Here is a 26,234-nt window from a genome sequence, read left to right as displayed (position 1 = left end):
CCCGCCTCGCCCGCGGAAGTCGCTTACTGCACGAACACCTCGCCTGAGTGCTTTTTTACCAGCTCGATGTCTTTTTCGTATTTTAAAAGGAAGTTGAGCGTATCGACGGCGAGGTCGCGGCGCAACACGTCGCAGCCGAGGAGAGTCAGAGCTTTGGCCCAGTCCAGGGTCTCGCTGATACTGGGCTCTTTTTTGAGTGGCAGCTCCCTTATCCGGTGCACGGCGGCAACGAGCTCGCCTATCAGGCTTTCGCCGCACTCCGGCACCTTTATCGTGACGATCCTTTCCTCCTGCTTCTGTGACGGGAAATTGATATACAGGTGCAGGCAGCGGCGCTTGAGCGCGTCGGACATCTCGCGCGCGTTGTTGGACGTGAGAAGCACGAAGGGTTTGCGCTCGGCCCTGATTGTGCCGATTTCGGGAATGGACACCTGAAAGTCGGAAAGCACCTCGAGCAAAAACGCCTCGAATTCCGAATCGGACTTGTCGATCTCGTCGATGAGCAGCAGTGTGGGCCTTTTCGCGGTGATCGATTTCAGTATGGGGCGGGGGATGAGAAACTTCTCGGAAAAGAATACGTCCTCTTCCGTGGTGAGCCTCTCGACCGCGTCCGAAAGCGTCTTTTCCCCCTCCAGGAGCGCCGAGAGTTTGTCCTTGAGTATCTGGGTGTAGAGGAGCTGTTTCGCGTATTCCCACTCGTAGAGCGCCTTTGCCTCGTCAAGTCCCTCGTAGCACTGGAGCCGGAGGAGGTCCATGCCGAGCGCCAATGCCACGCATTTGCCAAGCTCGGTTTTACCCACGCCGGCGGGCCCCTCGACCAGTACGGGCTTTTCCATCTTCATTGCGAGAAAAACTGTGGTTGCGATCTCTTTCGAGCAGATGTACTGCTGGCTTTCGAGCGCCTTTATTGTCGATTCAACGTCCTTGAACATGGCCAGTCGTCCGGTGTCAAACAGTGAATTTTAAAACGCGTCGTTTCCAGTAGGTGAAACGGGGTTTCAAATGCAAGTAATTTACCGGAGAAGGAGCCATATTTATCGGTCTTCAGGACGGGGCGCGAACAGTCGGGCCAGTTTCAGGTCGTCAATACGCGCAAGCTCCGTGGCCGGGAGGTTGGCGGCCCCGGCCCTTTCGGCTGCGTGCTTCGCCGCCCTGGCGACTTCGACGATGTCGACGCCACGGGGGTCTATCCGTTCACCGCTCATGGCGGCATCGACCTGGGCGCGGCGCGACTTGGCCTGCTCATCGAGGAGCCTCCCGAGGCGTTCCGCGGTGGCCGGTCCCATGATGCCTGAGATATCAGGCCGCCGTACCAGGTATATGCACAGCCCGATATACGCCTCGAGGATGAGGGCGCGCTCCACCATCCCCCAGCGCTTGATCGCCCGATTCACCGCACGGCCGTCGGCCGGAAGCGGGAAGGCCTCATCAAGGGTGAAATCCGTTAGTGAAAGCCGCGCGTGACTCGTGGTTCGCAGCATCCCCAGTTCGAGCTCCACGAGCGCGCCGGCCGGCAGAAGGCCCGCCGGCAGGTGAAAGATGCGCCGTGTCTCACCGCTTTCGTCGAGCGCGGTGACGAGGAGAAAATCAGCGTCCAGCCCCCCGGTAATGTATTTTTTCTCACCCGAAAGGCGGAGCGAACGCCCTTCGATCAGCGCGCGCATGGGGTGTGCCGGGTTCTCGGAATGGGCGAGCGCACCAATCGACGCCGGGGCAGGTGCATGGTTTTCGGTTAAACCGGTTTCGGCGGCGATGGGGCGCACCAGCGCGGCCTGGACGATCCAGAGGATGGCGATACCCAGGTCGCCCGCGTCGCGCGCGAAAATGGTGGAGGGCGGAGTTTTTTCGGTGAAGGCGCAGTCCTCGATGGATGGAGGGTAGCGTCGGCAAAGCCCGCTCCAGGCCGCCGCGCGCAGTGCGCTGTCGCCGCAACGCGCGAAGTAGCCCGCTTCGAGCCGTCTTAAAAAATCATCTTCCACGGCCCTGCTTTTTCGAAAGCAGCGCTTCAACTTTAAGCGGCAGTCCGTAGATATTTAGAAAGCCGGTCGCGTCGCGCTGGTCGTAGAGCGCGCTGTGGTCGAAGCTGGCGATGTCGGGTTCGTAGAGCGTTACGGCTGACTTCCTGCCGACGGCCATGCAGCTTCCCTTGTAGAGCTTGAGGCGCACCGTGCCGGTTACGTTTTTCTGCGTCTCCTCGATGAACGCGTCGAGCGATTCGCGCTTGCGGGCGAACCAGAGTCCGTAATAAATCAAACGGGCGTATTCCAGCGACAGCTCATCTTTCAGGTGCTGGGTGTCGCGGTCGAGCGTGATCGATTCAAGGTCGCGGTGCGCCATGTGCAGCACCGTGCCGGCCGGGGTCTCGTAGACACCGCGAGATTTTATGCCGACGAGCCGGTTTTCGACGATGTCAATGCGGCCCACGCCGTTTTCGCCCGCGATCTTATTGAGCCGGCGCATGAGCTCAACCGCGCCGGGCCGCTCGCCGTTGATCGCGACCGGTATCCCGCGCTCGAAGTCAATTTCCAGGTAGGTCGGCTTGTCCGGGGCCTTCTCGGGCGATTTCGTCAGGATGAACATGCTTTCATCGGGCTCCCTGTAGGGATCTTCCAGAATGCCGCCCTCGTACGAGATGTGCATGATGTTGCGGTCCATGCTGTATGGTTTGTCCTTGCTCACCGGAACGGGAATGCCGTGCTTCTCGGCGTAGTCGAAAAGCAGGGAGCGTGAATGCAGGTCCCATATTCTCCACGGAGCGATGATGGAAAGCTCGGGTGCCAGCGCTTTGAAGGTCAGCTCGAAGCGCACCTGGTCGTTGCCCTTGCCGGTGGCGCCGTGGCAGATGGCGTCGGCTCCCTCTTTAAGGGCGATCTCTACCTGCTTCTGCGCGATTATGGGCCGCGCGAGCGAGGTGCCCAGCAGGTATCGGTTTTCGTATATTGCGTTCGCGCGGATGGCGCGGAAGACGTAATCGCGCACGAATTCCTCGCGCAGGTCCTCTATGTAGCATTTGCTGGCGCCGGTTTTGACGGCCTTTTCCTCAAGGCCGTCGAGTTCTTCCTCCTGCCCAACGTCCGCGGCGAAACAGACCACCTCGCAGCCGTAGGTTTCAATGAGCCAGCGCACGATTACGGAGGTGTCGAGTCCCCCCGAGTATGCAAGCACTACTTTTCTGACGTTCATGGCGTTCTCCCTCCGTATATGGCCCGGGCCGCCCGCGGGCGCTCCCGCCGTTTTCTTGTCCGGTTATGCGGTGTTGTCACTGCATCAACGCGCAGAGCAGCGCCTTCTGCACGTGGAGCCTGTTCTCGGCCTGGTCGAAGACGATCGAGCAGTCGGAATCGATGACGTCGTCATCGATCTCCTCCCCGCGATGGGCGGGCAGGCAGTGCATCACCGCGCACCGGTCGGCGCACTTCCGCAAGACCTTCCGGGTGATTTTAAAATCAGCGAAGGCCTTTCTGCGCCGATTCGCCTCCTTTTCCATTCCCATGCTGGTCCACACGTCCGTGTAGAGGTAGTGGGCCCCTTCCACGGCGAGATTGATGTCGGTCGTCACCGTTACCTTGGAGCCGGTCCGCGACGAAATCTGGAAGGCCAGGGCGCTTACATGGCTGTCGGGCTGATACCCTTTAGGGCACGCGACCGCGATGTCCATGCCAAGCATGGCCGCGCCGATGAGGAGCGAATGGACCATATTGTTTCCGTCTCCGACGTAGGCGAGCCTGACCTTTTCCAGTTTCTTTTCGCGTTCGTAAATGGTAAAGAAATCCGCCAGCGCCTGACACGGGTGGAAGAGGTCGCTCAGGCCGTTTATGACCGGAACGGTCGCGGTTTTAGCGAGTTCCATAACCTTGGAATGCAGGTCGGTCCGTATCATGATGCCGTCGACATAGCGCGACAGAACACGCGCCGTGTCCGCGACGGTCTCGCCGCGGCCGAGCTGAATGTCGTCCTTGCTCAGGAAAAGGGCACAGCCGCCGAGCTGAAACATCCCGGCCTCGAACGAGACGCGCGTGCGGGTGGAATTCTTTTCAAAGATCATCGCCAGGGTCTTTCCTTCAAGCACCGGCGTGCGTTTTCCCGCCGCGAGGTCCTTTTTCAGTCGTGACGAAAGATCGAAGATGCTCAGCATTTCACGTACAGAGAGATCGGTGAGGCAGACCAGGTCCTTTGATGCGAGTTTCGGGATTTTCACGCTTTGGCCTCGCGCGCTAAAATTGTTTCGAGGATTTTCATGCCTTCCCTAACGGTCTTCATGGAAATGGTGAGCGGGGGCATTATCCGGATCACCTTGTCCGCCGTGCAGTTGATGATGAGGCCCGACGAGAGCGCTTTTTTGACGATGTTCATCCCCGGTACGGAAAGCTCGATGCCGATATGCAGGCCCATGCCCCGTACTTCGTTGATCTGGGGATACTTCGCCTTCATGGCTCGCAACCGCTCAAATATGAAGATCGAGACGGTGGAGACGTTTTTGGCGAGCGCCGGCTTTTTAATCTCTTTCAATACGAATTCGACCGCGGCGCACGCCAGGTGGTTGCCTCCGAACGTGGTGCCGTGGACGCCCTTGCCGAAAAGCGGGGCCAGCTCTTTGCGCGCGTGGAGCGCTCCGACCGGCACGCCGCCGCCCAGGCCCTTGGCCAGGGTGATGATATCGGGCTCGATGCCGTAGTGCTGGTACGCGAAGGCGCGACCGGTCCGCCCGACACCGGTCTGCACCTCGTCGATGATGACGAGGATATTGCGCTTTGCGCACATCGCGGCGAGATTTTTGATGAAATCCCTGTCCGCTATACGAATGCCGCCCTCGCCCTGGATGAGTTCGGTGATGACCGCGCACACGCGACCGTTGCGCTCGATCTCGCGCTCGGCGGCCGAAAGGTCGTTAAAGGGCAGATAGGTGAAGCCCGGAACCAGGGGGCCGAATCCCTTGCGTATTTTTTCCTGCGCCGTGGCGGACATTCCGCCGAAGGTGCGGCCATGAAACGAGCCCTCGAAGGAAAGGATCTCGTACCTTTCGGGCGAGATCGACTGTCCGTGGGCGCGCGCGAGCTTGAGCGCGGCCTCGTTCGCCTCGGTCCCGCTGTTGACGAAGAGGGTCTTTCCCGGGAAGGAGAGCTCTCCCACCAGTTTGCCCGCGGCGGCCTGTTCCCTGTTGAAAAACCAGTTGGACGAGTGAATCGGCCGTTCGAGCTGGGCCTGCAGCCTTTTTACGAACCCCGGGTGCGCGTGGCCGAGGGTGCTTACCGCTATGCCGGCGAAAAAATCGATATAGCGCCTGCCGTCCTGGTCGAAGAGGAGCGAGCCTTCTCCTTCCGTAAAACAGACCGGAAGACGTTCACCGTAATTCTGAAAGAGGTGCTTGTGGTCGCTCTCCATTATTTCCCTGAGCCTTTTCGAAGTCATAATGTTATCCTGAGACGGCATAAAATAAAAACGTCGGGGACAAAACCCCGATCGTGTATATCAGAGTCGGACATTCTTTCTTAATGTCAATTAAAAAACAGGCAGGTGACGGCTACAGCAGGTAGCCGAAGCTGAAATAAATCAGCGTGTAATCCATGCCCCGGTCGGCGAAGAAAATGCGATGGTAGGCCAGTCCCGCGCCAAACTCGATTCGCGAGAAAATGAACCGCGCACCCACCGAAAGGTTAAGGCAGGGGTCGTAAGACCTGCGCGAGTCGAGTATTTCCGCCGGGCCGTTTACATCCGCGCCGGGGATTTCAACAAGCGAGATGGCCAGGCCCGCTCCCGCTCCCGCGGTGAGGGCGAAAAAGCTTTCCATGCGGTACAGGTACGTTCCGTTAAGGTAAAAGGACCGAAGGGTGAAAATCGATCGTGTCGGTTCGTTGCTGTCCCGGGTGTCGGCCGACATGTAATCGTATTGCAGCGAGACCGCCATATCGCGAAGCACGGGAACGCTCTTGGCCGAACCGGATGTGGCCAGATCATAGCCGATGTAGAGGGAGGCCGACGTGGTCTTGTCGTAAATGTCACCCCACGGGCCGTGTATGTTGACAATCCCGGTTGAGGCGCCGAAGCTGAACCCGTTGAAGGCGTTGTAGAAGGGAGCGTACGGAGAGGAGGCCGTCCTGGCCGCCTTGACCGCCACACCCTTCTGAAGCTCGGTGTTGATCTTCTCCGACAGCCGGTCGATGATCACAAGGAGCATCGCGCCCAATTCCTCGCTCGTCTCGTGGATATCCATGATCTTCTGCTCATGGACGTCGAAGATCTGCGTCTTTATGAAGATCGTCCGGTTTTCCACATAGTAGGAGCCGGTCACGACGAAGTCCACGTTGAATTCCTTTCCCCGGTCGGCGAGGAGGCGGATACGGTTTGTTCTCACCTCCTCGGGCGCTGAAGGTTCCACATATTCGAAAATAACGGGGAAGGACCGCACCTCGTACTTCTTCGACCGCTTGAGCTCGGTCGTGATCGAATCGGGGATGATATACGAGTAATAACCGTACTCGCCGGCCTTGCCTGTATTCTGGAAATTATACAGTATTACCTTCCCCTCGGGATATGCCGGGGCCTTGGTCTCGGCCGCCGCCGGCATTGCCGTCAGGACGGAGATGAAACAGAGCGCAATGGCGGCGATAACCGCAACGCCGCCTGGCGGGCGTAGAATCCCGCGCCTGAATCGCGATGTGATAGCCATGGCCTGTTTCCCGACTCCTGTATGCCGTTATTGTCGTCCAGAAAGCTCATTTCGTCAAGAATGAAATACGGTTCATGTCGTGTATTCGGCGTTTATCTTCACATAATCGTACGACAGGTCAGTGGTCAGGTATTCCGCCGTGGCATCGCCCATGCCGAGGTCGACCGTTATGACGAGGTCCTTCTTCGCGAGCCGCGTTTGGAGCTCGGCGCGCACGAAGTTGACCGGCGTTCCATTGCAGAGCAGCATGGCGTCGTCGATCAGAATCGAAAGCCTCGACTCGTCGATCTGCGCGCCCGAGTAGCCGGCCGCGCAGGCGATACGCCCCCAGTTGGGGTCGTTGCCGAAAAGCGCTGTCTTCACCAGGAGCGACTGGGCGACCGCCCTGGCGGCCAGACGGGCGTCGGCATCGTCGGCGGCGCGCTTTACGATTACCCGCACGAACTTGGTCGCCCCCTCGCCGTCGCGTACCAGGAGCTCGGCAAGCTTTTTCAACACGGATAGAAGCGCCTCCTCGAACGACGCGACGCCGGTCGTGGATGTGCGGGGCGAATCTGAGACCGGGCAGAGTAGTATGGCGGTATCGTTGGTGGACATGTCCCCGTCGATGGTGATGGCGTTAAGGCTTTTCGCGATACAGCGTCGGAATGCCGCGTCGAGATCGGTTTTTGCCAGCGGCATGTCGGTGAGCAGAAAGGCGAGCAGGGTGGCCATGTTGGGGGCCATCATTCCCACGCCCTTCGCCGTGCCGGCAATGGTGTACACGGCCCCCTCGCAGTCGAAGCGCACGGCATATTCCTTGGCGAAGGTGTCGGTAGTCATGATCGCTTTCGCGACCATCCCTCCCTTCGAAGGCGACGCGGACTCCACAAGTTTGGGCAGGTTCATATGCATTTTTTCGGCCGGAAGCTGCACGCCGATGACGCCGGTGGACGCCATCAGGATCGAATCTTCGGGCGCGCCGAGCAGGCGCGCCGTCTCCCGTGCAAGATTGCGGGCGTTGGCGTATCCTTCATCGCCCGTACAGGCGTTGGCGTTGGTTGCGTTGATCAGTATCCCGCGTACGGGCAGGCCGGTCCGCTCGCGGCATAGCCGCACCGGGGCGGCGAACACGCGGTTGGTAGTGAATACTCCGGCGGCATGGCACGGGTTCAGGGCGGCGATCAGCGAGAGATCGAGCCTGTTCGGGTACTTGATGCCGCACTCAACCGCTGAAAAAACGTAGCCGGGAACGTTTTCGAGTCCGCCTGTGAGGATTTCCATTTTGTTCTCCACAGTATGGTAATTGATAGATCTTTAGCACATCCATGGATTGTCGTAAAGTCCCATCGCCTTCGGCGGGGGCGCCCGAAAATCCGATTATGCAACACGTCAGACGCGCCGCACACGCGATGTGATCGATGAATGGGGCGGGATGCGATAAAATCAATAAAATTTTAAAGCGGTCTCCCCGCCGCAGGGCGGGGAGACCGCGTGTCTCAGTAATCGTTCAGTACGTTCGATGAAATGACGAGGCGCTGGATCTCCGAGGTGCCCTCGTACAGTTCGGTGATGCGCGCGTCGCGGTAATGGCGCTCGACGGGATATTCCTTTATATAGCCGTAGCCGCCGAACACCTGTATGGCCTTGTGGGTGACGCGGTGCGAAGCCTCGGAGGCGAAGAGCTTCGCCATCGCCGCGTAACGGGAATACTTTCTGCGGTCTCCGGTGCCGATGAGCTGCGCCGCCCGATAGGTGAGCAGCCGCGACGCGTCGATATCGGTGGCCATGTCGGCGATCATCCACTGGATCGCCTGGAGCTTGGCGATCGGCTGGTTGAACTGCACGCGCTCCTTGGCGTACTTCGCGGCCGCGTCGAGCGCCGCCTGGGCGATACCGACGGCCTGGGCGGCGATGCCGACCCGGCCACCGTCGAGCGTATGCATCGCGACGGCGAAGCCCTCTCCCTTTTTGCCGAGGATGTTCGCCTCGGGGATCTCACAGTTATCGAAGACGAGCTCGGTCGTGGACGACGCGCAGATGCCCAGCTTGTCCTCCACCTTGCCGACCGAGAAGCCGGGCGTTCCCTTCTCTATGATGAACATCGAGAGGCCCTTGTGGCCCACTCCCTTCTCGGTGATGGCCATCACGACCGCGATATGCGCGACGCCGCCGTTGGTTATGAAGTTCTTGGTGCCGTTGAGCACCCATTTGCCGTTTTTAAGCTCGGCAGTGGTCTTGGTGCCGGCGGCGTCGGAACCCGCGGCGGGTTCGGTTATGCCGAAACATCCGATCCATTCGCCGGTGGTGAGTTTTGGAAGGTATTTTTTCTTCTGCTCTTCGGTGCCGTAATAGTATATGGGCGAAAGGCACAGGGAGTTGTGCGCGGAAACGATTACTCCGTTGGAGGCGCATCCCCGCGAGATCTCCTCGACGGCGATTGCGTAACAGACGTAATCCATGCCCGCGCCGTTGTATTCCTCGGGGTAGACCACGCCGAGCATTCCCATCTCGCCGAGTTTTTTAACCGGCTCCCACGGGAACTCGTGCGTCCTGTCATACTCGGCCGCTTTGGGCGCAAGCTCGTTATCGGCGAACTTGCGGCACATGTCTTTAACCATCTGCTGCTCGTCTGATAGCATGAAATCCATTTGATTCTCCTCGCATTCGATAATAGGCCGGTTTCGCAACCGGGAAAGGCGTCGTCCGCCCCTACCGATCGCAACCGGGCGGGCGTGACGTTTCAGGGTCCGAATCAACTCTGTCGTGTATATGAACGCAGATTGGGCTTTGTCCATATCAATGCAATCAAAATTCAATTATTTTGCAACGCAAAATATTTTTTATTCGCCCCGCACGGTCCGCCGCGGGTGCCTTCCTCTCCCGGATTGCGCGGTATGGCATCGGGGGAGGATGGGACCGGGCATGCGGGAGTTTTTCTCTTGAATTATAGCCGGGCCTTTACTATGCAGTGTACAGATGGACAGCCGTCCCGTGTACTGCGAGGTTTTATGAAAAAAGCGATATCCATGGCGATCGTCACGGCCCTTTTAATCGGCCCTGTTTCCTGCGGGCAGTGGAAGGTGAGCGCCCTCAAGGGCAAAAAACTCTGTTCGATACCGAATGCCGGCGCCCCGGGCGGCGTTATGATGGATTTCAACGAAAGCGGGGTGTTCAACCAGTCCTTCACCGTGCGCGTGTTCGACGGCAAAATCTATACCGCCGACAACATGCTCAAACGGCTGCAGGTGCTCGACCGCGGCGGGGACCCGCTCCTGGTGATCGGCCCCAGGGTGTCGCGCGAGGACGCCGGCGACGTAAAGCAGTCGTCGTTCAACTTCAGCGTCATCGGCGTGATGGCGGTCGATTCGCGCGGGTCAATCTACGTGCAGAACCGCCTCATGCCCTCGGGCGGCGCCATGCGATCGGAGCGCGGCGAAGAAATCGACTTTTCGCCAAGCTATATACTCGTATTCGACAAATCGGGCGGCCTAATGCATACCATCGGCCAGAAGGGGAGCCCGGATATTCCGTTTTATTACATAGAGGATATTCAGATCGACCGGCACGACAGGCTTTTCGTCGTGTCGAGATCGTTCGATACCTGGAGCGTGTACCGCTTCGACAACCGCAAGAGGAACTTCTATATAAACCTCGGGGCCCAGGACTTCAGGGAAACCGAGAAGGGCGAAACGTACACGGGTCGGATCGAGGGCATCAAGACGTTCTCGAGCGGCGAGGACTTCCTCGTTTCGGTCGCCTATTACCACGGGTCGCGTTTCAAATACAGAAAGATCTACAATTATTCGGTCGAAAGGGGTCGAAAGGAAGAACGCAGCACAATCACCATTCCGGACCCTAAAAATGAGCTCTTCAACCTCGTCGATGACAAGCACCTGCTTTTATGGAACGTCGAGGGCGCTAAAATTAAGTTCGCCATCCTGAACCTCGACGGCAACGTCATCAACAACGTGCTGGTCCAGATGAAAGACAATAAATTCTATGAGGACATCTTCGCCGACGAGAACGGCCAGCTCTACAGCGCTCACGTAAGCAGGAAAGACGTCGAAGTGATGGAGTGGAAATAGATGAAAGCGGTGACCGCCGAAGAAATGCGCCGAATCGACGCCGAGACGATCGACGTGATGGGGATCCCCGGCGAGACGCTTATGGCCGGGGCGGGGAAGGCGGTCGCGGAGTTCGCCGAATCGGTTTACCGCGGGGAAGGCGCCGTCGCCGTTTTTTGCGGAAGCGGCAATAACGGCGGAGACGGTTTCGTCGCCGCTTTTCATCTCGCCGGGCGCGGCATCCCGGTCGAGATCTTTCTCGCGGGAGCGAAGGAGGGAGTGACGCCGCTGTCGGCGGTGTTTCTGCACGCGTGCGTGAACGGCGGCCTTCCGATAACCGAGATTGCCGGGCCGGACACCGTTGGGCGCATCGATTTCGGCCGGTACGACCTCATAATCGACGCCCTGCTCGGAACGGGCTTTGAAGGCCCGGTGCGCGCGGCGACGGCGGAGATCATCGACGCCGTCAACGCCTCGGAGAGAACGGTACTCTCCGTGGACATGCCAAGCGGCCTGCCATCGGGCGGCGGCGGCCCGGAGGGGCCCGTCGTTCGCGCCGCGTATACCGTCACGATCGGCCTGCCCAAGATCTCGCTTGTAACATGGCCCGGCCGCGAATACACGGGCGAGGTCCATGTGGCCGATATCGGATTTCCCCGCAGTCTCCTTGAGAGCGACGATCTTACCACCGACCTGCTCGACGCGGACTATGCGCGTGCGCGGCTCGCCGTTGAACATTACGCCGATTCGTATAAGGGCGACGCGGGCCACCTGCTGCTTGTCGGCGGTTTCGACTGCATGGAAGGCGCCATCATGATGAGCGCGATGGCGGCCTTCGAGGCGGGCGTCGGACTCGCGACGCTCCTCACCACCGAAACGGCGCGCGCGGTCATAGCGGGAAAGATCCCCGAGCTTATGACACGGTCATTCCCCGTTTCGGGGGGCCCCGGGGCGGCCGAAGCAGGAGTTCGGGCCTTTCTTGACGGGGAGCGGCGCTACGACGCGCTCGTCATCGGTCCGGGAATGGGGCGCACTGACGAGTCGCAGGCCGTCTTTGCGACGGTCATGGGTTCGCTTCCGAAGAGTGGCATCGGATTCGCGCTCGTGGATGGCGACGGGCTTTATCATCTCGCGCGTTACCTCGAAGAGACGTCCCTGCCGGAGGGCGTTTCCTTCGTCATAACGCCCCACTTCGGCGAGGCCTCGCGGCTCCTCGGCCAACCGGTCGACTCGATTAAAAAGAACCGCTTCGCCGCGGCGCTTCATCTTGGATCGCGCACCGGTGCGGTCGCCCTCCTCAAGGGGCCCGCGACGATCGTTTCGGACGGAAAGCGCTCGCTCATCAACACAACCGGCAACCGGGCGCTCGCCACCGCGGGAAGCGGCGACGTGCTTGCGGGGGTTGTCGGATCGCTTCTGTTGCGCGGAATCGGGCCGCTTGAGGCGGCGGGGATCGGCGCGTATCTTCACGGGCGCGCGGCGGATCTGGCGGTCGAGGCCTCGGGCGTTATGGTGCTTAAGGCGACCGATACGGTGGAGTATCTCAGAAAGGCGATGGCGGAGCTTTGATGGCAATCGCGAACGCAAAAAAAGAGGCGCCCCGAAGGCGCCTCTTTTTTATCGGCAGTGAGCCCTCTTAGAACTTGTAGTTGAAGTCGATCGAGATGGACGAGTCTTCCTCGCTCATACCATAGAGGAAATGGACGATCGTCGAGAGGTTCCAGGCGATGGCGAGCCCGCCGCCGTAGGAATGATGGTAATCGGCCCAGCGCGGGCTGTCGAAGGGATTGCCCGCCTCGTCGTACACGTTTCCGGTGTCGTAAAATCCGATAAGCTTGAACGCGAAACGCTGCCCGCCGCCGGTGATTTCCCAGAACTGGAACCGCGCATCGGCGTTGGCCACGGTCATCGTCTTGCCCACAAAGCGGCTCTTTTTGTAACCGAGCAGCGTGCGGTTGCCGCCGAGGCCCTGCCGGCGGTTGAGCGCGAAGCCGAAGTAATCCATCTCGTAGAACGGGATGTCGTTCGCGGAGGTGGTGTATCCGGCCCGCAAACCGAAGGTGAGGGGATTAAACGGCGTCAGGAAATACATGAGCTGCACGTTGTGCTTGGTGAAATCGTAATCGGAACCGATGATCCCCGTCGCCGCTTCGAAGCAGTATTCGGCATAGTAACCTTTTTTAGGATCGGGTTCGAAATCGCGCGTGTCATAGCCGATGCCGGCACGGCCAAAGTTCGTCCAGCCACCATCGTAGCCTTCCGGCTGCCAGATTTCGAGAAGGGTGGTGTTCTGGAGATTATTATCGAATTCCTTTCCGCCCCAGGGGCTTATCTCGATCTTCTTGAACTCGGCGCCAACCATGAGCTTCAGTTCCTCAGTGATGTCGCGGAAAAGATAAAAGTAGAACTTGGGCTTGCTTATGGAGTATTTGTGCCATTTTTCGTTGCCGGCAACGTCCAGGAAATCTTCCTTGAAATCCGAATACTTATCGTATTCATTACCAAGGTCGTCATACAGGTTCCGCTTGGCGTTGTCCGCGCCCAGGCCGAAGAAGTTGGCGTTCTTGTCCTTGTTCAGCACGGCCGCCGAGAGTATGCGGAACTTGGTCCCCATGAAGTAGGGCATGTCGAGGTTCAGTTCGTGGTAATAGACGCCGCCCGTCGTCGCGAAGAACTGCGCATAGAGCTGCATGAAATACGGGGTGCTGTCGAAATAGGGGTCGCCCTTCGAGCCATTGTAATACATATACCCGCGCACGCCGTAGCCGAACCCGTCATCGCTGGAAAAGTTTACCAGCGGAAGTCCCGTCGGGTACCAGCCCTCCTTCTTTTTTGCCAGCGTGTCCTCGCTCAGCCTCGCGGCCTGTGCGCCGAGCGGAAGGAACGCCAGCGCCATGAAAAGCGCCAGACAAACAACCAGACATTTTTTCATACCTGTATCTCCTCTTGGCGAATGATGATGAATTGCCGAAAAACCCGTAAACCACCGCGCATCCAATGCCTGCGACGATAACGTGAGGGCCGCGGCAATTCCCGTAAAAACAACCCGATGACGACCGGAGCCGCACTGCCTGTCGGAATACTCTCCGGCCGCCGGACAAACTGAACGCCATTCAGTTACAAAAGTCAACACTATTTCGGCTGTTTGATAGCGTAGAGCACCATCGAACTGGTAAGGGCGAAATCGCCGTAGTGGAGCCTGCTGGCGAGGTGGTACCAGGCGATCCGGAACCATCGCCGGTAGTCCCATACCGATTCGAAGGTGAAACGAGACTTCAGCAATTTAGGAAGAAGCCCGAATTCAACCGGATGATAGGCGACGACGCGCGCGAACCCCGATTTCCGGAGCAGGTCGGTGAGGTTTCTTCTGGTGAAATACGAAAGATGTCCCGGCATGAAATAGGCATATCGTTCGCCCTGCAGGCGGGATTGTATCCCTGCCATGTTGGCCGTCTGCACCACGAGCACGCCGCCGTCCCGTAGCAGGCGATGGCACTCGCGCAGGGCGCGCGTCGGGTCGGCGAGGTGCTCGATCACCTCGATCATGGTGATGGCCGAAAAGAAACCGCTTTTAAAGGGATGATCCTCAAGCGTGCCGATGTGCACGCGTTCGCCGAAGACCTTCCGGGCTTCATGGCCGGAATATTCCGACGGCTCGATGCCGTAGACGTCGTATCGCGCCGAGGCCGCTTTTAGGAGTCCGCCGAATGCGGCTCCCACATCGAGAAACCTGCCGCCGCGGGCGTAACGGGCGATCACGCGCAGGCGCGCCTTCCAGACGTGGCGGGCAAAGCGCTCCGCCTCCCGTTCGTCGTAATATGCGTACTCGGCGGAGCCCCGGTAATAGTCCTCGCCGTAGAAACCCCGTATTATGTTGTCCGTAAATCGAGGATTCATGAAGATGAAGCCGCACGCGCCGCAGCGGTCGATCCGGAAAGGCGGCGTGTAGCGCCGAATCTCATAGAGCGGCGCGATCCGGCCGCTTCCGCACAGCGCGCAGACCGACAGGGGCGGCTCGTATATAGATGGATCGTGAAACGGGGCGCTCATTTCTCCGCCTGGAAGTACCAGTGCGATATGACCGAATCCGGTTTTCCGAGCGGACTGCGCTCCATGAAACCGTATTGGAAGGATGAAAACGGCGACAGGGCCGCGCGGAGCTCATCCTCGGAGTAGAAGGCAACGGTGGAGCTTTCTATATCGTCGAGGCCGGTTTTCCAGACGTCGCCGCCGAGATGGAGGCCTTTTTTCAAAAAAGTATCGCGCGTGTTGCGCAGCGTGCCGAAGAGCCGGCCGCCCTTTCTGAGTACGCGAAGCACCCCGGCGAGCATCGGGGCGAGATCCCCCTTGACGGTGTAGTGCAGCGAACCCCACGCCACCACGATGTCGAGCGAATCGGACCTCACCGGAAGCGCCCGCGCGTCGGCCTGCACGAACGGGGCGTCGTAGAGCCCCGCGCACAGGGAAAGCGCGTTGAAGCTGGTGTCGAGCCCCACCGGCCGCTCGAGTCCCATCTCGAGAAGCAGGCCAACGTGCCGGCCCGTACCGCAGCCAAGATCGAGTGCGCGGGGCGCACGGGACTTGCGGTCTTTAATGAACGGGACGAGCATGCGTACGAGGTTTTCGTCCGGGTAGCGGAGCACCGACCTGTCCCTGGTGTAATGCCGCTCCCATGCCCGTTCGGAATCCATATGGTCCGTCACCCCTCTATGGTGATTTTGAGTGCAGCGACGGCGCGCCCGGCGGCGTCAAGCGCGGCCTGGTGAGTGCGCCCGCGCGTAATGACGACCCCGACGCGGTCGTGGTTGGTGGCGGCGAGGCCGCGGATCTCGGCCCCTTCGCGCTTGAACATCTTCCATGCCACCAGTCCGGGCACCCTTCGCGGCCTGTGGTCGAATGAAACAAGCCTGCCGGAGTTGCCGGTTATGTACCGGACCACGACGGCCTTTTCCGCCCGCCATGCGGGCGGCGTGAAACCGGTATTTGTGGCCGCTTTTATGGTTTCCCGTATGAACCGGTACCCGGTGCTTTCCGGGATGAGAAGCTCGGGAATGAACTCGCCGCCGAACTCGGGGACCGCCTCGATCAGGCCGAGCTCGCCGTCGGCGCCCACGATGATTTCCATGATGAGCGGAGAAACGGCAATCTCGAATTCTTCCGTTATGCGCTGTCCCAGAGCCGTGATCCTGTCGCGGAGATGCCCGAAGCGCGAGGGGGACGAGTGCATGACGTCGACGAAGTAGGGCGCGGGCGAGAGCGTTTTATCCGAAAGGGACGCCAGGTGGTAGGTGCCGCGGAACACGATCCCGGCGGCGATGATCTCGCTCCCTTCAGAAAAGCGTTCCACGATAAACCGGTTTCCCTTCGATTTCCGCCCCTTCAGCGCCGCTTCGAGCTCGCGCTGGTTCGCAACCAGGCGAACGTCCTTTTTGGCGTGCCCCGTGACCGGCTTGACGACGAGGGGAAAGCCGAGCCGGGCGATTTTCCTCCGGGAGGTTCCCTGTTCAACCGCCAGTAATTCCGGAGTGGATATGCCGGCCCGAACCAGCACCGCCTTCATCTTCTTCTTATTGATGAAGTCGTCTATCCGCTGAAAGGGTATGAGCGGTTTGTTGATGCGTTCGGCGATGTAACATGCCGTTTTGACGGCATTGCCGTAGGATTTTGTGAGGACGCCCGCGATTTCCCCGCAGATGAGCGGCTCCTGAAGGTGGCGGAATATCTCGATGTGGTTCTCCACGGATTCGATTATTTTCAAATTGCACAGGGACGCGCCCGGGGCGATGGGGTTGCGGTCGACTGCGATGATCCGGTAGCCGAGCCTGGCCGCCTCCGCGATAAGGGGGACCTGGTTTTCTCCGGCCCCTATCGAAACGAAATGCGCCTGCGCGGCGGTATTTCGCTTTTTAAACAACATGGGCTATCGGTCGAACCGCAGAACCGCGTTGGCGACGAGCGATATGACGCTTATAATAAGCGAAGCGCCCAGGGCCGTCCAGAAAGAGCCGATATGCCATCCTTTTATCAGTCCGCCGGTGATGTATATAATGAGACCGTTGATCACCAGGGTGAAGAGCCCGAGCGTCAGCAGGTTGAGCGGCAGGGTAAGCAGAAGAAGCAGGGGCCTGAGCGTAACATTGAGAAGCCCGAGGACCGCTGCCCCGATGATCATCATGGAGACCGAGGAAACGGTAAATCCGGGGAGCAGGTGCGATGCAACACAGATTCCCGCGGTAATTACGCACCATCGCATAAGAAGGTTTGCCATGTCGTCGTCTCCTTTTCGCGGCCTTCCCGGTCCCCTTTCGAGATCGAGAACCGGTATAAATCCAAAAATATCGGGCGCCTCCCCCGGCCTGCGCCGGGCGCGGCTCCGGCGTATCGGGTCATGCAACCGGTTCATGTATCGGCAAACCATGCCGAAAGTATGGCAAAATGTCAATAAAGTTGTTGCGTAATTGAGATGCGCGACGGTTATCCCCCCGCTTAATATTCACTGCAAGTATGGATTACCACCATTATGGCGGTGGTATAAAAATCGGGATATCGGGTTGTTTTGATAACGAATCCGGGGAGGCCGGCTGTTAAGGGGCCCGAAATAAGGTGATAATTTTGGTAGACAAGATACTCGATCTATTATACACTTAATCAGAGCGGAGTGATTCGGATGGATGAACCTTCCGCTGAAGAGGTCGTATGTTCTGTGAAAAATGCAAACATAACGAAGCCACGGTGCATCTTACGGAAATCATCAAGAACGTAAAATCCGAGGTGCACCTGTGCGAATCGTGCGCGCGCGAGATCGGGCTCAACTCCAAACTCGCCAATTTCAATCTTACGGTTCCCGATATGCTCTCCTTCCTCGATGTCGAAGAGGCGGGAGGCATGGTCGATCCCAATCGCTGTCGCGGATGCGGTTTTACATTCCTTGACTACAAGAAAACCGGCAAGCTCGGCTGTCCGGAGTGCTACCGTTACCTGCGGTCCACTCTCGATCCGGTTGTCGTTAATTACCACGGCGAGAAACGCCACGTCGGAAAGATGCCGCTTAACTATATCGAGATGAAGACGCCCGTCAGGGTCCTGTTCGATAAAAGCGTAAATGTCGCCGAAAAGACGGACGTCCTCTCGGATTTAATGAAGAAGCTGGACAAAGCGGTCGAGGAGGAGCGGTACGAGGAGGCGGCCGTGCTGCGGGACAAGATACGCGACAGTGAGACCGCCCAGTAGCGGGGCCCGGCGATGTTCGAGGATATTTTTGAGAAACCGGGCTTCTGGACGGGACAGGGGCCCAGCGGCGATGTCGTATTGTCGACCAGGGTGCGCCTTGCGAGAAACCTCGCCGCGGTGAGCTTCCCCCGGCGGCAGGACGACGGCGACCTCCGGTTAATCAACTCCGTTATCGAGCGGTTCGCGGCCGATATGTCCCTCCATGATGGCGCACGACTCCTCAGGCTCGAGGGCCTGGACCCCGACGAAAAGCGCTTTCTGCGCGAGAGAAACATCATCACCGGCGAAATGGAAACGGCCCCCAACTGTTCGGTGGTCCTCGGAGAAAAAAGGAATTTCGTGATAATGGTCAACGAGGAGGACCATTTCCGTATTCAGGTCATCAATCCGGGTTTTCAGGTGATGGAGACCTTCAGGCTCGCCGACAGGCTTGATGACGCGCTCAATCAACTCGCCGCCTACGCGTATTCGGACGATTACGGCTATCTGACCGCGTGCCCCTCCAACCTGGGCACGGGACTTCGAATATCGGCCATGATGCACCTTCCCACGCTCACCTTTATGCGCTCCATCGCGGACGTCACGCGGGTGGTCCGCGATTACGGGGCCGAAATGCGCGGCTCGGCGGGGGACGGAGGCAAGACCGTCGCCTGCATGTACCAGATATCCAACCGTGTTTCGCTTGGCAAATCGGAGGTGGACATCCTGGAGGAGCTGGACGAGGTTGTCGCCATGGTTATCGATATGGAGAACGAGGCGCGGGACGACTATCTCATGCAGCATTCCCGCCAGATGGAGGACAGGATCTGGCGTTCTTACGGCGTGCTGCAGCATTCCCGTATCCTGAGCTATCCCGACGCCATGGAGCACCTTTCAAACATCAGGCTCGGCGTGATATTATCGATCATAAAAAATATTGATTTACACAGGATAAATGATTTAATGGTTACCGTGCAGTGGTCGCATCTGCAGAAGAGCGCCCGGAGGCTGTTCGGAAGCGCTTTCGATTGCGACAGTTACCGGGCCGACTTTCTGCGCGATCGGTTCAAATAGGCGGAGTAAATGGGAATGTACGATTTTACCAAACGGTCGAAGAAGGTACTCGAGGTGTACGCCCAGTCCGAAGGGCGGCGCCTGAACTCCGATTCCCTGGGGCCGGAGCACATCTTTCTTGCGCTTCTAAAAGACGACGATTCGGTGGCCGCCCGGATACTTAAAAGCCTCGGCGTCAATTTCGACGTGCTCAGGAAAAACATAGAACAGTCGATACGCAAATCGGGCACCACCATCATTCTCGGGAACGTTCCAGTAAGCTCCCGCTATAACAAGATCATCGAAACGGCGCGCGATGAGGCCCGCAGGCTTAAAAATAATTACATCGGCACCGAACACCTGCTGATGGCGATCTTCAAGGACGGTACCTGCGCCGGGATCGACGACCTGGTTAAATCGGGGATCGAATACGGCGTGCTGCGGGCCGAGATACTAAAGATTCTCGGCATTCAGTCCGTTTCGGTCTCCGGAGAGAAGATACCGGAAAAAACCAAGACCCCGACCCTCGACGAGTTCGCCCAGAATCTCACCGCGCTCGCCTCGGAGGACAGGCTCGATCCCGTTGTGGGTCGAGCAAAGGAGGTCGACCGGGTAATCCGCATACTCTCACGCAAGACGAAGAACAACCCGGTGCTCATCGGCGAGGCGGGCGTCGGCAAGACCGCCATCGTGGAGGGGCTTGCCCAGCGCATCGTCACCCGGCAGGTGCCCGAGCCGCTTCAGAACAAACGGGTGCTGGCGCTCGATATCGCGGCGGTGGTGGCGGGCACCAAGTACCGCGGCGAGTTCGAGGAGCGCCTCAAGCGCATCATGAAGGAGATCCGCGCTGCCGAAAACGTCATCATCTTCATCGACGAACTGCACACCATCATCGGCGCCGGCGCGGCCGAGGGAGCGGTCGACGCGGCCAACATACTGAAGCCCGCGCTCGCGCGCGGCGAGCTCCAGTGCGTGGGGGCGACGACGCTCAACGAGTATAAAATGCATATCGAAAAAGACGCCGCCCTCGAGCGCCGGTTCCAGACCGTAATCGTAAAGGAGCCGACGGTCGACGAAACGATCGAGATACTAAAGGGGCTCCGGGCGCGGTACGAGACCCACCATATGGTCAGGTTTACCGACGAGTCGCTTCGCAAGGCCGTGCACCTTGCCAGCCGGTACATTCACGACCGCTTCCTCCCGGACAAGGCGATCGACCTCATCGACGAGGCGGGCTCCAAGGCTCGACTCGAGAACTGCGACAAGCCCTCCAATATAAAGGAGCTCGAAGACGAGATCAACGCTCTCAACGACAGGAAGAACGATCTCGTGAAGTCCCAGGAGTACGAGGCGGCGGCTGGGCTTCGCGACGTTATTCGTGAGAAGAAGAACGTCCTGACGGCGAAAACCGGCGACTGGCAGCGCAAGGCGAACGAGTACGCGATAGTTGTCGATTCGGAACAGATAGCGGACATCGTCATGCAGTGGACGGGCATTCCCGTGGAACGGCTCGAGGAGACCGAAACGCGGCGCCTCCTGCGAATGGAGGAGGAGCTTCACCGGCGGATAATCGGCCAGGACGCGCCGATAAAGGTGATAAGCAAGGCCATACGGCGCTCGCGCACGGGGCTTCGAAGCGGAAGGAGGCCTATCGGCTCGTTCATATTCCTTGGGCCCACGGGCGTTGGGAAGTCGGAACTCGCCAGGGCGCTCGCCGAGTTCCTCTTCGAAGACGAGAACGCCCTCATCAGGCTCGACATGTCCGAATACATGGAAAAGCATTCGGTATCGCGCATCATCGGAGCGCCTCCCGGATACGTGGGCTATGACGACGGCGGCCAGCTTACCGAAAAGATCAAGCGCAAACCGTATTCGGTGGTGCTGTTCGACGAAATCGAAAAGGCCCACCCGGACGTGTTCAACATCCTGCTCCAAGTACTCGAAGAGGGAGAACTTACGGACAGTTTCGGCTCGTCAATCAGCTTCAGGGACGCGGTCATAATCATGACCTCGAACGTGGGCAACCGCGAATTCCAGAGAATGGGTAAAATGGGTTTCTCCGGGGAGCGGACGGCCGCGGAGGACGGGCGCGAAAAGGTGTACGACGAGCTTAAGCATCTCTTCAGTCCGGAGTTTCTTAACCGTATCGACGAAGTCGTATATTTCCACCGGCTCGACCAGAAGCACATACGTAAAATAGTGGACCTCATGCTCCGCGAGCTTAACGATCGTCTCAGGGAACGGGGCCTCGAGCTCGTCTTTTCGCCCGCGGCAAAACGCCATCTCGCCGAAAAAGGCTTCAATGAAAAATTCGGCGCCCGCTACCTGCGCAGGGTGGTGCAGGGCGAGGTTGAGGACGCGCTGGCCATGGAGCTCTTGAGGGGAAGCCTTGGCGACAGCACGAGGATACGGGTGTCGGTAAAAGCCCGTTCGATCAGTTTCAAGCCCATTGAGGACGGCCCGTCAAAACCCGAAAAACCCGCCAGAGAGCCGGCCGGTGTCTCCTGAAGCGTACACACCGCGCACCATGCGATCACGTCTAACCCCATGCCATGCGAAATAAAAACCGAAACAACCGGCCCCGGGAAGAAAAACGCGGGCTTGACGGCCCCCTGCCGCGGGCGCTTAAGGCCGGCAGGCAGGCGAAGGAGGCGCTCGCCCGTTTTAAAAACAGGTTCTTTCTTCCTGGCTTTTTAAGCGAGATGAGGCGCCTGCGGATAGGCGGGCTTTCGGGCGGAAACCGCGTGAGGCTGCTGACCTCGGGCGACGCCTGCTTCGATGAATTCGTGAATGCAATCAACTCCGCACGGTGGAGCGTCAATCTCGAGACCTATATCTTCAACAGCGACGCGGTCGGCTGGATGATCGCCGAGCTCCTCGTAAAGAAGGCGAAAAAGGGCGTCGAGGTCAACGTAATCTACGACGCGGTCGGTTGTATCGGCACATCTTTGGCCCTGTTCGCTTTCATGCGCACGGGCGGCGTCGAGGTCATCGAGTTTCATCCGATCATTCCCTGGAGGAAATACTTCAACCTCGACATGCGCGACCATCGCAAGCTCCTGGTGGTTGACGGACGGACGGCGTTCGTGGGCGGGATGAACATCGGCAACGAATACGCGGGGCGCAGGTACAAGGGAGGCAACTGGCGCGACACCCATCTGAGAATAGAAGGGCCGGCGGTCCGCGATGTCCAGTTTTTCTTCTTCGAGAACTGGTATCGCTACGGCGGTGCCGTCGTCGACATCTCGCGGCATTTTCCCAATATGAACGAACCGGGCAAAAAGCTCCTCATGGTGCTCTGCAGCAAGTCGCGAAGGCAGGTGAAGCCGATACAGGAGTCGTATATCTCCGCCATAAATTTCGCCAAGCAGTCCATTTATATCACCAACGCGTACTTCATCCCCGATGCGAGGATCTACCGGGCGCTGGTGCGTGCGGTTAAACGCGGCGTCGACGTACGGCTGCTTTTGCCGGGGAAGAGCGACATGGCAATCGTCCAGCATGCCAGCCGCTACCTTTTCAAGCGGTACTTGCGGCATGGCATCCGTGTGTACGAATATGCGCGCTCGGTGCTGCACGCCAAGACGGCGGTGATTGACGGTATCTGGTCGACCGTGGGCTCGTCGAACATCGACCGCAGGAGTTTTTCGCGCAATCTCGAGCTCAACGCCATAATCCTCGACCAGCCGTTCGGCGACGAAATGGAGCGGGTGTTCTTCGCGGACCTAAAGAAGAGCGTGGAGATGCGGCTCGAAAACTGGAGAAAGCGATCGGTGTGGAACTTCCTGCTCGAGTGGTTTTTTTACCGCTTCAGAAACCTGTTGTAGGACTTGATAAAAGGCGCCCGGACTACCGGGCGCCGCGCGTCTTCAGAGTATGATCAGAAACCTTCCGCAGTGCGTGCACACCGAAATGCCCATGGATTCACGGATCTGCTTGAGATAAATGGGCGGGATCTCGAGATGACAACCGCTGCAGCTGCTCTTGTCGATGATGGCGAAGGGGTTCTGGCACTTCTTGCGCATGCGCTCGTAATAGGTGAGCGAACGGTTGTCGATGAGCTTGCGCAGGCCTTCGATTTTTTTGCCGGTCGAATCGATGCTTTTATCTTCGTCGTAGAGGCGGTAAAGGCTGTCGAGGCGGATGAGTAGGTCGAGGTCGAAAGATGGAACGTTGGAGAGGTTCACGGCGCTTTCGGAGCCCGGTTCCTCCTTCTGCGAAATGCTCTCGAAATACTGTCTGGAGTTCTTCGTGAGTTTCGAGTAGACCTTGGCCGGGGTCGTCGCCTCGTCAAGCTCCTTTCGTTTTTCATCGTTCGAGAATATCCGTGACATCATTCCAACCAGGTAGAGGTACTTGGTGCTCATGTCGGTGGGGAAAATGCTGAGCAGAACGTACCGTACCGGGGCGTTGTCGAACGACTGGTAATCGATCCCCCCGGTCGAAACGCCGAGTATGGAGATGAAGTTGTGCACCGAATCGGTCCTTGCGTGCGGGATGGCGAGCCCCGCTCCGATGCCGGTGTTCTCGAGCGACTCGCGGTGGATCACCTGCGCGTAATAGCGGTCCGAATGTTCGATGCGCCCCAGCTTTTCAAGGCGCTGAAGCATCTCCTTTATGACCATCTGCTTTTCGGTGTTCTTCAGAAAGAAGACCTGCGTTTTATCAAGATAGTTTTCCAGAATCATTTGTCCGATTGCCTCCCTCGATGAGCTCAGTCTATCACAAAAAGAAAAATATACTCATTCCAAGCCGAAATAATCGGCGACCGGGCTTCCGCCGGGCAAGGCCCGCCGGACCGTCATTTCCGGACATGAGGGCGGATTCCGGCTTCGGGGGTTTCCTTAAATGCGACACGTTGAGATGATGGCGCGGTTGTGTTCGCAACAATGTCGGACGATCTGCTCGAAGGCCGCGGCACGGCGCTGGCATGGCGGGATTTCTCTCTTCCGGTCAACGACGGCTGTGGTATACGACAGTCACTCTCCATCAGAGAGGCGCTCTCCCTTGCGATACGAAAATTGAACCCCAAGCTTCGGGGCGAGAGGATTTGAACCTCCGACCCCATGACCCCCAGTCATGTGCGCTAACCGGACTGCGCTACGCCCCGTGCTTTGAAAGCAGACCAAATTATACTTTCGCCGCTTCGAGTGTAAACAAAAATATTGCGAACGGGTGTAAAAAATAAAGGAATGGCGTGATGTGGTTCTATAAAGCGGACATTCCGGCTCATTTAAACACGTCCCCCGCCTCTCTGAACCATAATACGAAGTCGAGGTGTGCGAGCGGGATGCGGATTTTCTTCGCGAAGGCGCGCATCCGCTCCTCGATATAGAGGTAGCGCCGGAGCGTGAGCGATGCGGGGATATCGGGAATGACGCCCAGCAAAACAAGATTTTTCAAAACATGACGGTCGAGGATGGCGAGATTTGCCCCGAAACCCGTGTTGCGCAGGAAATGACTCGCTTCCTTCCAGCCCATCCCCTTGACATTTGAGGCAAGAAAATTCCTGCGCTCGAAGACGTCGGACCGTGAGTCGAGGATGCTTTTGATCCTCATTTCTCCGTTGTTGCTGAATTGTTCGCGGGCTTTTACCAGATATATAGCCTTGTTGTTTCTGAAGCGCACCATGTTGATGCGTTCGCTGATCTCCTCGCACCGGCCGCGCAATACCAGGTCGTTCGCCTTCAGTATTTCAACGGCGTTCCAGCAGCGGTGGGCGGATGACTGCGGAGTGAAAAGGCAGAAAACCAGCTCGCAGAAGATGTCCTCGTCGCTGCCGTCCCTCCACACGGCCTTGAAGCGTGCGAGCTGCCGCTCTATATCGGGACGAATCGCCCGATGGATGGCGCGGAGTTCGGCGAGCAATTCGCGCGTGGAGCGGTGCATGACGACCGGGATGCCGGCTATCTGCGCTGCTCGATGACCACGCGGAAACCGATGTTGCTGAACCGGTTGCCCGGGGCCTCGCCGGTGCGCATCGCCGAGCGCAGGTCGTCGGCGCCGCTCGACCAGGCGCCGCCCCGTATCACGCGCTCCGTGCCCTCGGCCGGCCCCCGGGGATTTTTCGCCGGGGCGGTGGCGTAATAATCCGAGGAGTACCAGTCCATACACCATTCATACACGTTGCCGATCATGTCGTACAGGCCGAGGGCATTCGGGTCCTTGCGTGCGCAGGACTGGGTCTCGCCGGTCGAGTTCTGCTCGTACCAGCAGTAGCCGAGATCCAGATCGTCCCCCCAGTAATACCTCGTCCTGGAGCCGGCGCGGCAGGCGTACTCCCACTCCACCTCGTACGGCAGCCGGGCCTTAACCCCGTAACGGGTCCCAAAGCGCCGGCAGAATTCCATCGCCTCGTCCCAGGTGACTTTTTCAACTGGAAGAATTTCGCCGATGAAGTAGCTGGGGCTCTCGTCCATGATCGCCTTGTACTGTTCCTGCGATACTTCGTGCAGACCGATGGCGAAGCCGTCCACGCTCACGCGCCGCTGCGGGCGTTCGTGATCGTTACCCTCGCTCTCGGGCGAACCCATAAGGAATTCGCCGCCGCGAACGAATACGAACGACATCCCGCCGATCACCCGGACTTCCCCCTGGCCCATCGCCGCCTCGGCCCTCTGAGGCCCTCTGCCAGGATAGACCGCCATGCCGGGCCTGATCGATCCGATTGCGCCTTTCGTTACACGGCACTTGCCCATGGTCTGCATCGGGTAGTATACCTGGAGTACGACGATTCCCTGTTCGGTCTCCACGTATACCGGCACTCCCATGGTGAGGTTCTCGCCGATTTTCCCGGAGATTATGACTTCATTCCCCTGGATTTTGTGGACGCGGGCGACCGGCGCGGCCTGGCCTAAAAGCCCGTCACCCGTAAACACGGCAACGGCGCACAGTGTTAAAGCGGAGAGTATCAGCGCTGTCGTTCTCTTCATTCTTCCGGTCCTCGTGAGGCGTTGTCGGTTCAGAGCTTGAATTCAATCTTCGCTTCCTCCGTGGAAAGCGAATCTGGGAATTTTTCGACCAGAGTGCGGACGATCGTTAGCGCCCTTTCTTCCCTGCCCATCGCGCGATAGGTCCGCGCGAGGCCCAGGTATGCCTCGGCGCGCGTCATGGCGTCTGGGTACCGTCCGATCAGCGTTTCGAAGCAGGCGACGGCCTCATCGTGCTGTTTGAGATAAAACTGCAGTATGTGGCCCCTGCGGTAATAGGCCATGTTCGCGAACTCCGATTCGCCGTACCGGTCGATGAATTCCTGGTAT

General features: G+C 58.7%; 24 protein-coding genes and 1 tRNA gene. 7 read left to right on the top strand and 18 right to left on the bottom strand.

The window, feature by feature from the left end:
* Window positions 1-23 precede the first annotated feature (23 nt).
* The 8 genes from VLM75_11260 to VLM75_11225 form a co-directional block, all read right to left on the bottom strand.
* Entirely contained in the window at window positions 24-932 is a 909-nt protein-coding gene (locus VLM75_11260) for a MoxR family ATPase (GenBank protein HSV97494.1), read from the bottom strand.
* Between the two features lie 102 nt (window positions 933-1,034).
* Window positions 1,035-1,979 (bottom strand): hypothetical protein, encoded by a 945-nt coding sequence (locus tag VLM75_11255; GenBank protein ID HSV97493.1) that lies wholly within the window; start codon window positions 1,977-1,979, stop codon window positions 1,035-1,037.
* Window positions 1,969-3,183, bottom strand: a complete 1,215-nt coding sequence (locus VLM75_11250; protein ID HSV97492.1) for an argininosuccinate synthase — start codon at window positions 3,181-3,183, stop codon at window positions 1,969-1,971. The genes VLM75_11255 and VLM75_11250 overlap by 11 nt, the downstream gene beginning before the upstream one ends.
* Before the next feature lie 76 nt (window positions 3,184-3,259).
* Window positions 3,260-4,198, bottom strand: coding sequence for an ornithine carbamoyltransferase (gene argF / locus VLM75_11245; GenBank protein HSV97491.1), 939 nt, complete (start codon window positions 4,196-4,198; stop codon window positions 3,260-3,262).
* Window positions 4,195-5,409 carry an aspartate aminotransferase family protein gene (locus VLM75_11240; protein HSV97490.1) on the bottom strand — a complete coding sequence of 405 codons (1,215 nt, stop codon included), beginning with the start codon at window positions 5,407-5,409 and terminating at the stop codon, window positions 4,195-4,197. The genes argF and VLM75_11240 overlap by 4 nt, the downstream gene beginning before the upstream one ends.
* Before the next feature lie 112 nt (window positions 5,410-5,521).
* A complete protein-coding gene (locus VLM75_11235) occupies window positions 5,522-6,667 on the bottom strand; it encodes a hypothetical protein (protein HSV97489.1) in 1,146 nt (381 codons plus the stop codon).
* A 72-nt stretch (window positions 6,668-6,739) separates the two neighbouring features.
* On the bottom strand, window positions 6,740-7,930 hold the full coding sequence (gene argJ, locus VLM75_11230; GenBank protein HSV97488.1) for a bifunctional glutamate N-acetyltransferase/amino-acid acetyltransferase ArgJ: 1,191 nt from the start codon (window positions 7,928-7,930) through the stop codon (window positions 6,740-6,742).
* A gap of 215 nt (window positions 7,931-8,145) precedes the next feature.
* Window positions 8,146-9,297: an acyl-CoA dehydrogenase gene (locus VLM75_11225; GenBank protein ID HSV97487.1), complete on the bottom strand. Its 1,152-nt coding sequence runs from the start codon at window positions 9,295-9,297 to the stop codon at window positions 8,146-8,148.
* 360 nt (window positions 9,298-9,657) lie between these two features.
* Here VLM75_11225 and VLM75_11220 point away from each other — a divergent pair, with 360 nt between their 5' ends.
* Together VLM75_11220 and VLM75_11215 are read left to right on the top strand one after the other, a co-directional pair.
* Window positions 9,658-10,734 carry a hypothetical protein gene (locus VLM75_11220; GenBank protein ID HSV97486.1) on the top strand — a complete coding sequence of 359 codons (1,077 nt, stop codon included), beginning with the start codon at window positions 9,658-9,660 and terminating at the stop codon, window positions 10,732-10,734.
* Window positions 10,735-12,282, top strand: coding sequence for an NAD(P)H-hydrate dehydratase (locus VLM75_11215; GenBank protein HSV97485.1), 1,548 nt, complete (start codon window positions 10,735-10,737; stop codon window positions 12,280-12,282).
* Between the two features lie 67 nt (window positions 12,283-12,349).
* Here the strand turns inward: VLM75_11215 and VLM75_11210 are convergent, their stop codons facing one another.
* The 5 genes from VLM75_11210 to VLM75_11190 all read right to left on the bottom strand — a co-directional run bounded on the left by VLM75_11210 (window position 12,350) and on the right by VLM75_11190 (window position 16,981).
* Window positions 12,350-13,645 carry a DUF5982 domain-containing protein gene (locus VLM75_11210; GenBank protein HSV97484.1) on the bottom strand — a complete coding sequence of 432 codons (1,296 nt, stop codon included), beginning with the start codon at window positions 13,643-13,645 and terminating at the stop codon, window positions 12,350-12,352.
* Window positions 13,646-13,845: 200 nt separating this feature from the next.
* Window positions 13,846-14,763, bottom strand: coding sequence for a class I SAM-dependent methyltransferase (locus VLM75_11205; GenBank protein ID HSV97483.1), 918 nt, complete (start codon window positions 14,761-14,763; stop codon window positions 13,846-13,848).
* Window positions 14,760-15,404 carry a class I SAM-dependent methyltransferase gene (locus tag VLM75_11200; GenBank protein HSV97482.1) on the bottom strand — a complete coding sequence of 215 codons (645 nt, stop codon included), beginning with the start codon at window positions 15,402-15,404 and terminating at the stop codon, window positions 14,760-14,762. Before VLM75_11200 ends, VLM75_11205 begins: the two co-directional genes overlap by 4 nt.
* Before the next feature lie 8 nt (window positions 15,405-15,412).
* Window positions 15,413-16,630 carry an ATP-grasp domain-containing protein gene (locus tag VLM75_11195; GenBank protein HSV97481.1) on the bottom strand — a complete coding sequence of 406 codons (1,218 nt, stop codon included), beginning with the start codon at window positions 16,628-16,630 and terminating at the stop codon, window positions 15,413-15,415.
* Between the two features lie 3 nt (window positions 16,631-16,633).
* Window positions 16,634-16,981, bottom strand: a complete 348-nt coding sequence (locus VLM75_11190; GenBank protein ID HSV97480.1) for a phage holin family protein — start codon at window positions 16,979-16,981, stop codon at window positions 16,634-16,636.
* 428 nt (window positions 16,982-17,409) lie between these two features.
* On the opposite strand from VLM75_11190, the gene VLM75_11185 reads away from it, so the two are divergent.
* From VLM75_11185 to cls, 4 genes are read left to right on the top strand one after another with little or no spacing between them, the layout of a single operon-like run.
* On the top strand, window positions 17,410-17,943 hold the full coding sequence (locus tag VLM75_11185) for a UvrB/UvrC motif-containing protein (GenBank protein HSV97479.1): 534 nt from the start codon (window positions 17,410-17,412) through the stop codon (window positions 17,941-17,943).
* A 12-nt stretch (window positions 17,944-17,955) separates the two neighbouring features.
* Complete coding sequence (locus VLM75_11180) at window positions 17,956-18,996, top strand: ATP--guanido phosphotransferase (protein ID HSV97478.1); 1,041 nt, start codon at window positions 17,956-17,958, stop codon at window positions 18,994-18,996.
* A 9-nt stretch (window positions 18,997-19,005) separates the two neighbouring features.
* Window positions 19,006-21,483 carry an ATP-dependent Clp protease ATP-binding subunit gene (locus VLM75_11175; GenBank protein ID HSV97477.1) on the top strand — a complete coding sequence of 826 codons (2,478 nt, stop codon included), beginning with the start codon at window positions 19,006-19,008 and terminating at the stop codon, window positions 21,481-21,483.
* A gap of 44 nt (window positions 21,484-21,527) precedes the next feature.
* On the top strand, window positions 21,528-22,802 hold the full coding sequence (cls, locus tag VLM75_11170; protein ID HSV97476.1) for a cardiolipin synthase: 1,275 nt from the start codon (window positions 21,528-21,530) through the stop codon (window positions 22,800-22,802).
* Window positions 22,803-22,844: 42 nt separating this feature from the next.
* Here the strand turns inward: cls and VLM75_11165 are convergent, their stop codons facing one another.
* The gene (locus VLM75_11165; protein HSV97475.1) at window positions 22,845-23,663 is read right to left on the bottom strand and encodes a PTS sugar transporter subunit IIA; all 819 of its coding nucleotides are present in this window, start codon (window positions 23,661-23,663) and stop codon (window positions 22,845-22,847) included.
* A 201-nt stretch (window positions 23,664-23,864) separates the two neighbouring features.
* Between VLM75_11165 and VLM75_11160 the strand changes: the two genes are divergently transcribed.
* On the top strand, window positions 23,865-24,029 hold the full coding sequence (locus VLM75_11160; GenBank protein ID HSV97474.1) for a hypothetical protein: 165 nt from the start codon (window positions 23,865-23,867) through the stop codon (window positions 24,027-24,029).
* Here the strand turns inward: VLM75_11160 and VLM75_11155 are convergent.
* The 4 genes from VLM75_11155 to VLM75_11140 form a co-directional block, all read right to left on the bottom strand.
* Window positions 24,011-24,085, bottom strand: a tRNA-Pro gene (locus VLM75_11155). The two genes, VLM75_11160 and VLM75_11155, sit on opposite strands and share 19 nt — an antisense overlap.
* Before the next feature lie 119 nt (window positions 24,086-24,204).
* On the bottom strand, window positions 24,205-24,864 hold the full coding sequence (locus VLM75_11150) for an N-glycosylase/DNA lyase (protein ID HSV97473.1): 660 nt from the start codon (window positions 24,862-24,864) through the stop codon (window positions 24,205-24,207).
* Window positions 24,865-24,881: 17 nt separating this feature from the next.
* Complete coding sequence (locus VLM75_11145) at window positions 24,882-25,907, bottom strand: SUMF1/EgtB/PvdO family nonheme iron enzyme (protein HSV97472.1); 1,026 nt, start codon at window positions 25,905-25,907, stop codon at window positions 24,882-24,884.
* Between the two features lie 29 nt (window positions 25,908-25,936).
* The coding region (locus VLM75_11140) for a tetratricopeptide repeat protein (GenBank protein ID HSV97471.1) at window positions 25,937-26,234 on the bottom strand (298 nt) is incomplete at its 5' end.

This window comes from Spirochaetota bacterium (genome assembly GCA_035477215.1).
Lineage (GTDB): Bacteria > Spirochaetota > UBA4802 > UBA4802 > UBA5368 > MVZN01.
This window is presented reverse-complemented; position numbering and strand designations above follow the sequence as displayed.

Excerpts from the sequence above, each read along its gene's own strand:
- VLM75_11260 (HSV97494.1), bottom strand. The coding sequence starts at position 932 with ATGTTCAAGGACGTTGAATCGACAATAAAGGCGCTCGAAAGCCAGCAG.
- VLM75_11250 (HSV97492.1), bottom strand. The coding sequence starts at position 3,183 with ATGAACGTCAGAAAAGTAGTGCTTGCATACTCGGGGGGACTCGACACC.
- VLM75_11240 (HSV97490.1), bottom strand. The coding sequence starts at position 5,409 with ATGACTTCGAAAAGGCTCAGGGAAATAATGGAGAGCGACCACAAGCAC.
- VLM75_11235 (HSV97489.1), bottom strand. The coding sequence starts at position 6,667 with ATGGCTATCACATCGCGATTCAGGCGCGGGATTCTACGCCCGCCAGGC.
- argJ (HSV97488.1), bottom strand. The coding sequence starts at position 7,930 with ATGGAAATCCTCACAGGCGGACTCGAAAACGTTCCCGGCTACGTTTTT.
- VLM75_11225 (HSV97487.1), bottom strand. The coding sequence starts at position 9,297 with ATGGATTTCATGCTATCAGACGAGCAGCAGATGGTTAAAGACATGTGC.
- VLM75_11220 (HSV97486.1), top strand. The coding sequence starts at position 9,658 with ATGAAAAAAGCGATATCCATGGCGATCGTCACGGCCCTTTTAATCGGC.
- VLM75_11215 (HSV97485.1), top strand. The coding sequence starts at position 10,735 with ATGAAAGCGGTGACCGCCGAAGAAATGCGCCGAATCGACGCCGAGACG.
- VLM75_11210 (HSV97484.1), bottom strand. The coding sequence starts at position 13,645 with ATGAAAAAATGTCTGGTTGTTTGTCTGGCGCTTTTCATGGCGCTGGCG.
- VLM75_11205 (HSV97483.1), bottom strand. The coding sequence starts at position 14,763 with ATGAGCGCCCCGTTTCACGATCCATCTATATACGAGCCGCCCCTGTCG.
- VLM75_11200 (HSV97482.1), bottom strand. The coding sequence starts at position 15,404 with ATGGATTCCGAACGGGCATGGGAGCGGCATTACACCAGGGACAGGTCG.
- VLM75_11195 (HSV97481.1), bottom strand. The coding sequence starts at position 16,630 with ATGTTGTTTAAAAAGCGAAATACCGCCGCGCAGGCGCATTTCGTTTCG.
- VLM75_11190 (HSV97480.1), bottom strand. The coding sequence starts at position 16,981 with ATGGCAAACCTTCTTATGCGATGGTGCGTAATTACCGCGGGAATCTGT.
- VLM75_11185 (HSV97479.1), top strand. The coding sequence starts at position 17,410 with ATGTTCTGTGAAAAATGCAAACATAACGAAGCCACGGTGCATCTTACG.
- VLM75_11180 (HSV97478.1), top strand. The coding sequence starts at position 17,956 with ATGTTCGAGGATATTTTTGAGAAACCGGGCTTCTGGACGGGACAGGGG.
- VLM75_11175 (HSV97477.1), top strand. The coding sequence starts at position 19,006 with ATGGGAATGTACGATTTTACCAAACGGTCGAAGAAGGTACTCGAGGTG.
- cls (HSV97476.1), top strand. The coding sequence starts at position 21,528 with ATGCGAAATAAAAACCGAAACAACCGGCCCCGGGAAGAAAAACGCGGG.
- VLM75_11165 (HSV97475.1), bottom strand. The coding sequence starts at position 23,663 with ATGATTCTGGAAAACTATCTTGATAAAACGCAGGTCTTCTTTCTGAAG.
- VLM75_11160 (HSV97474.1), top strand. The coding sequence starts at position 23,865 with ATGTCGGACGATCTGCTCGAAGGCCGCGGCACGGCGCTGGCATGGCGG.
- VLM75_11150 (HSV97473.1), bottom strand. The coding sequence starts at position 24,864 with ATGCACCGCTCCACGCGCGAATTGCTCGCCGAACTCCGCGCCATCCAT.
- VLM75_11145 (HSV97472.1), bottom strand. The coding sequence starts at position 25,907 with ATGAAGAGAACGACAGCGCTGATACTCTCCGCTTTAACACTGTGCGCC.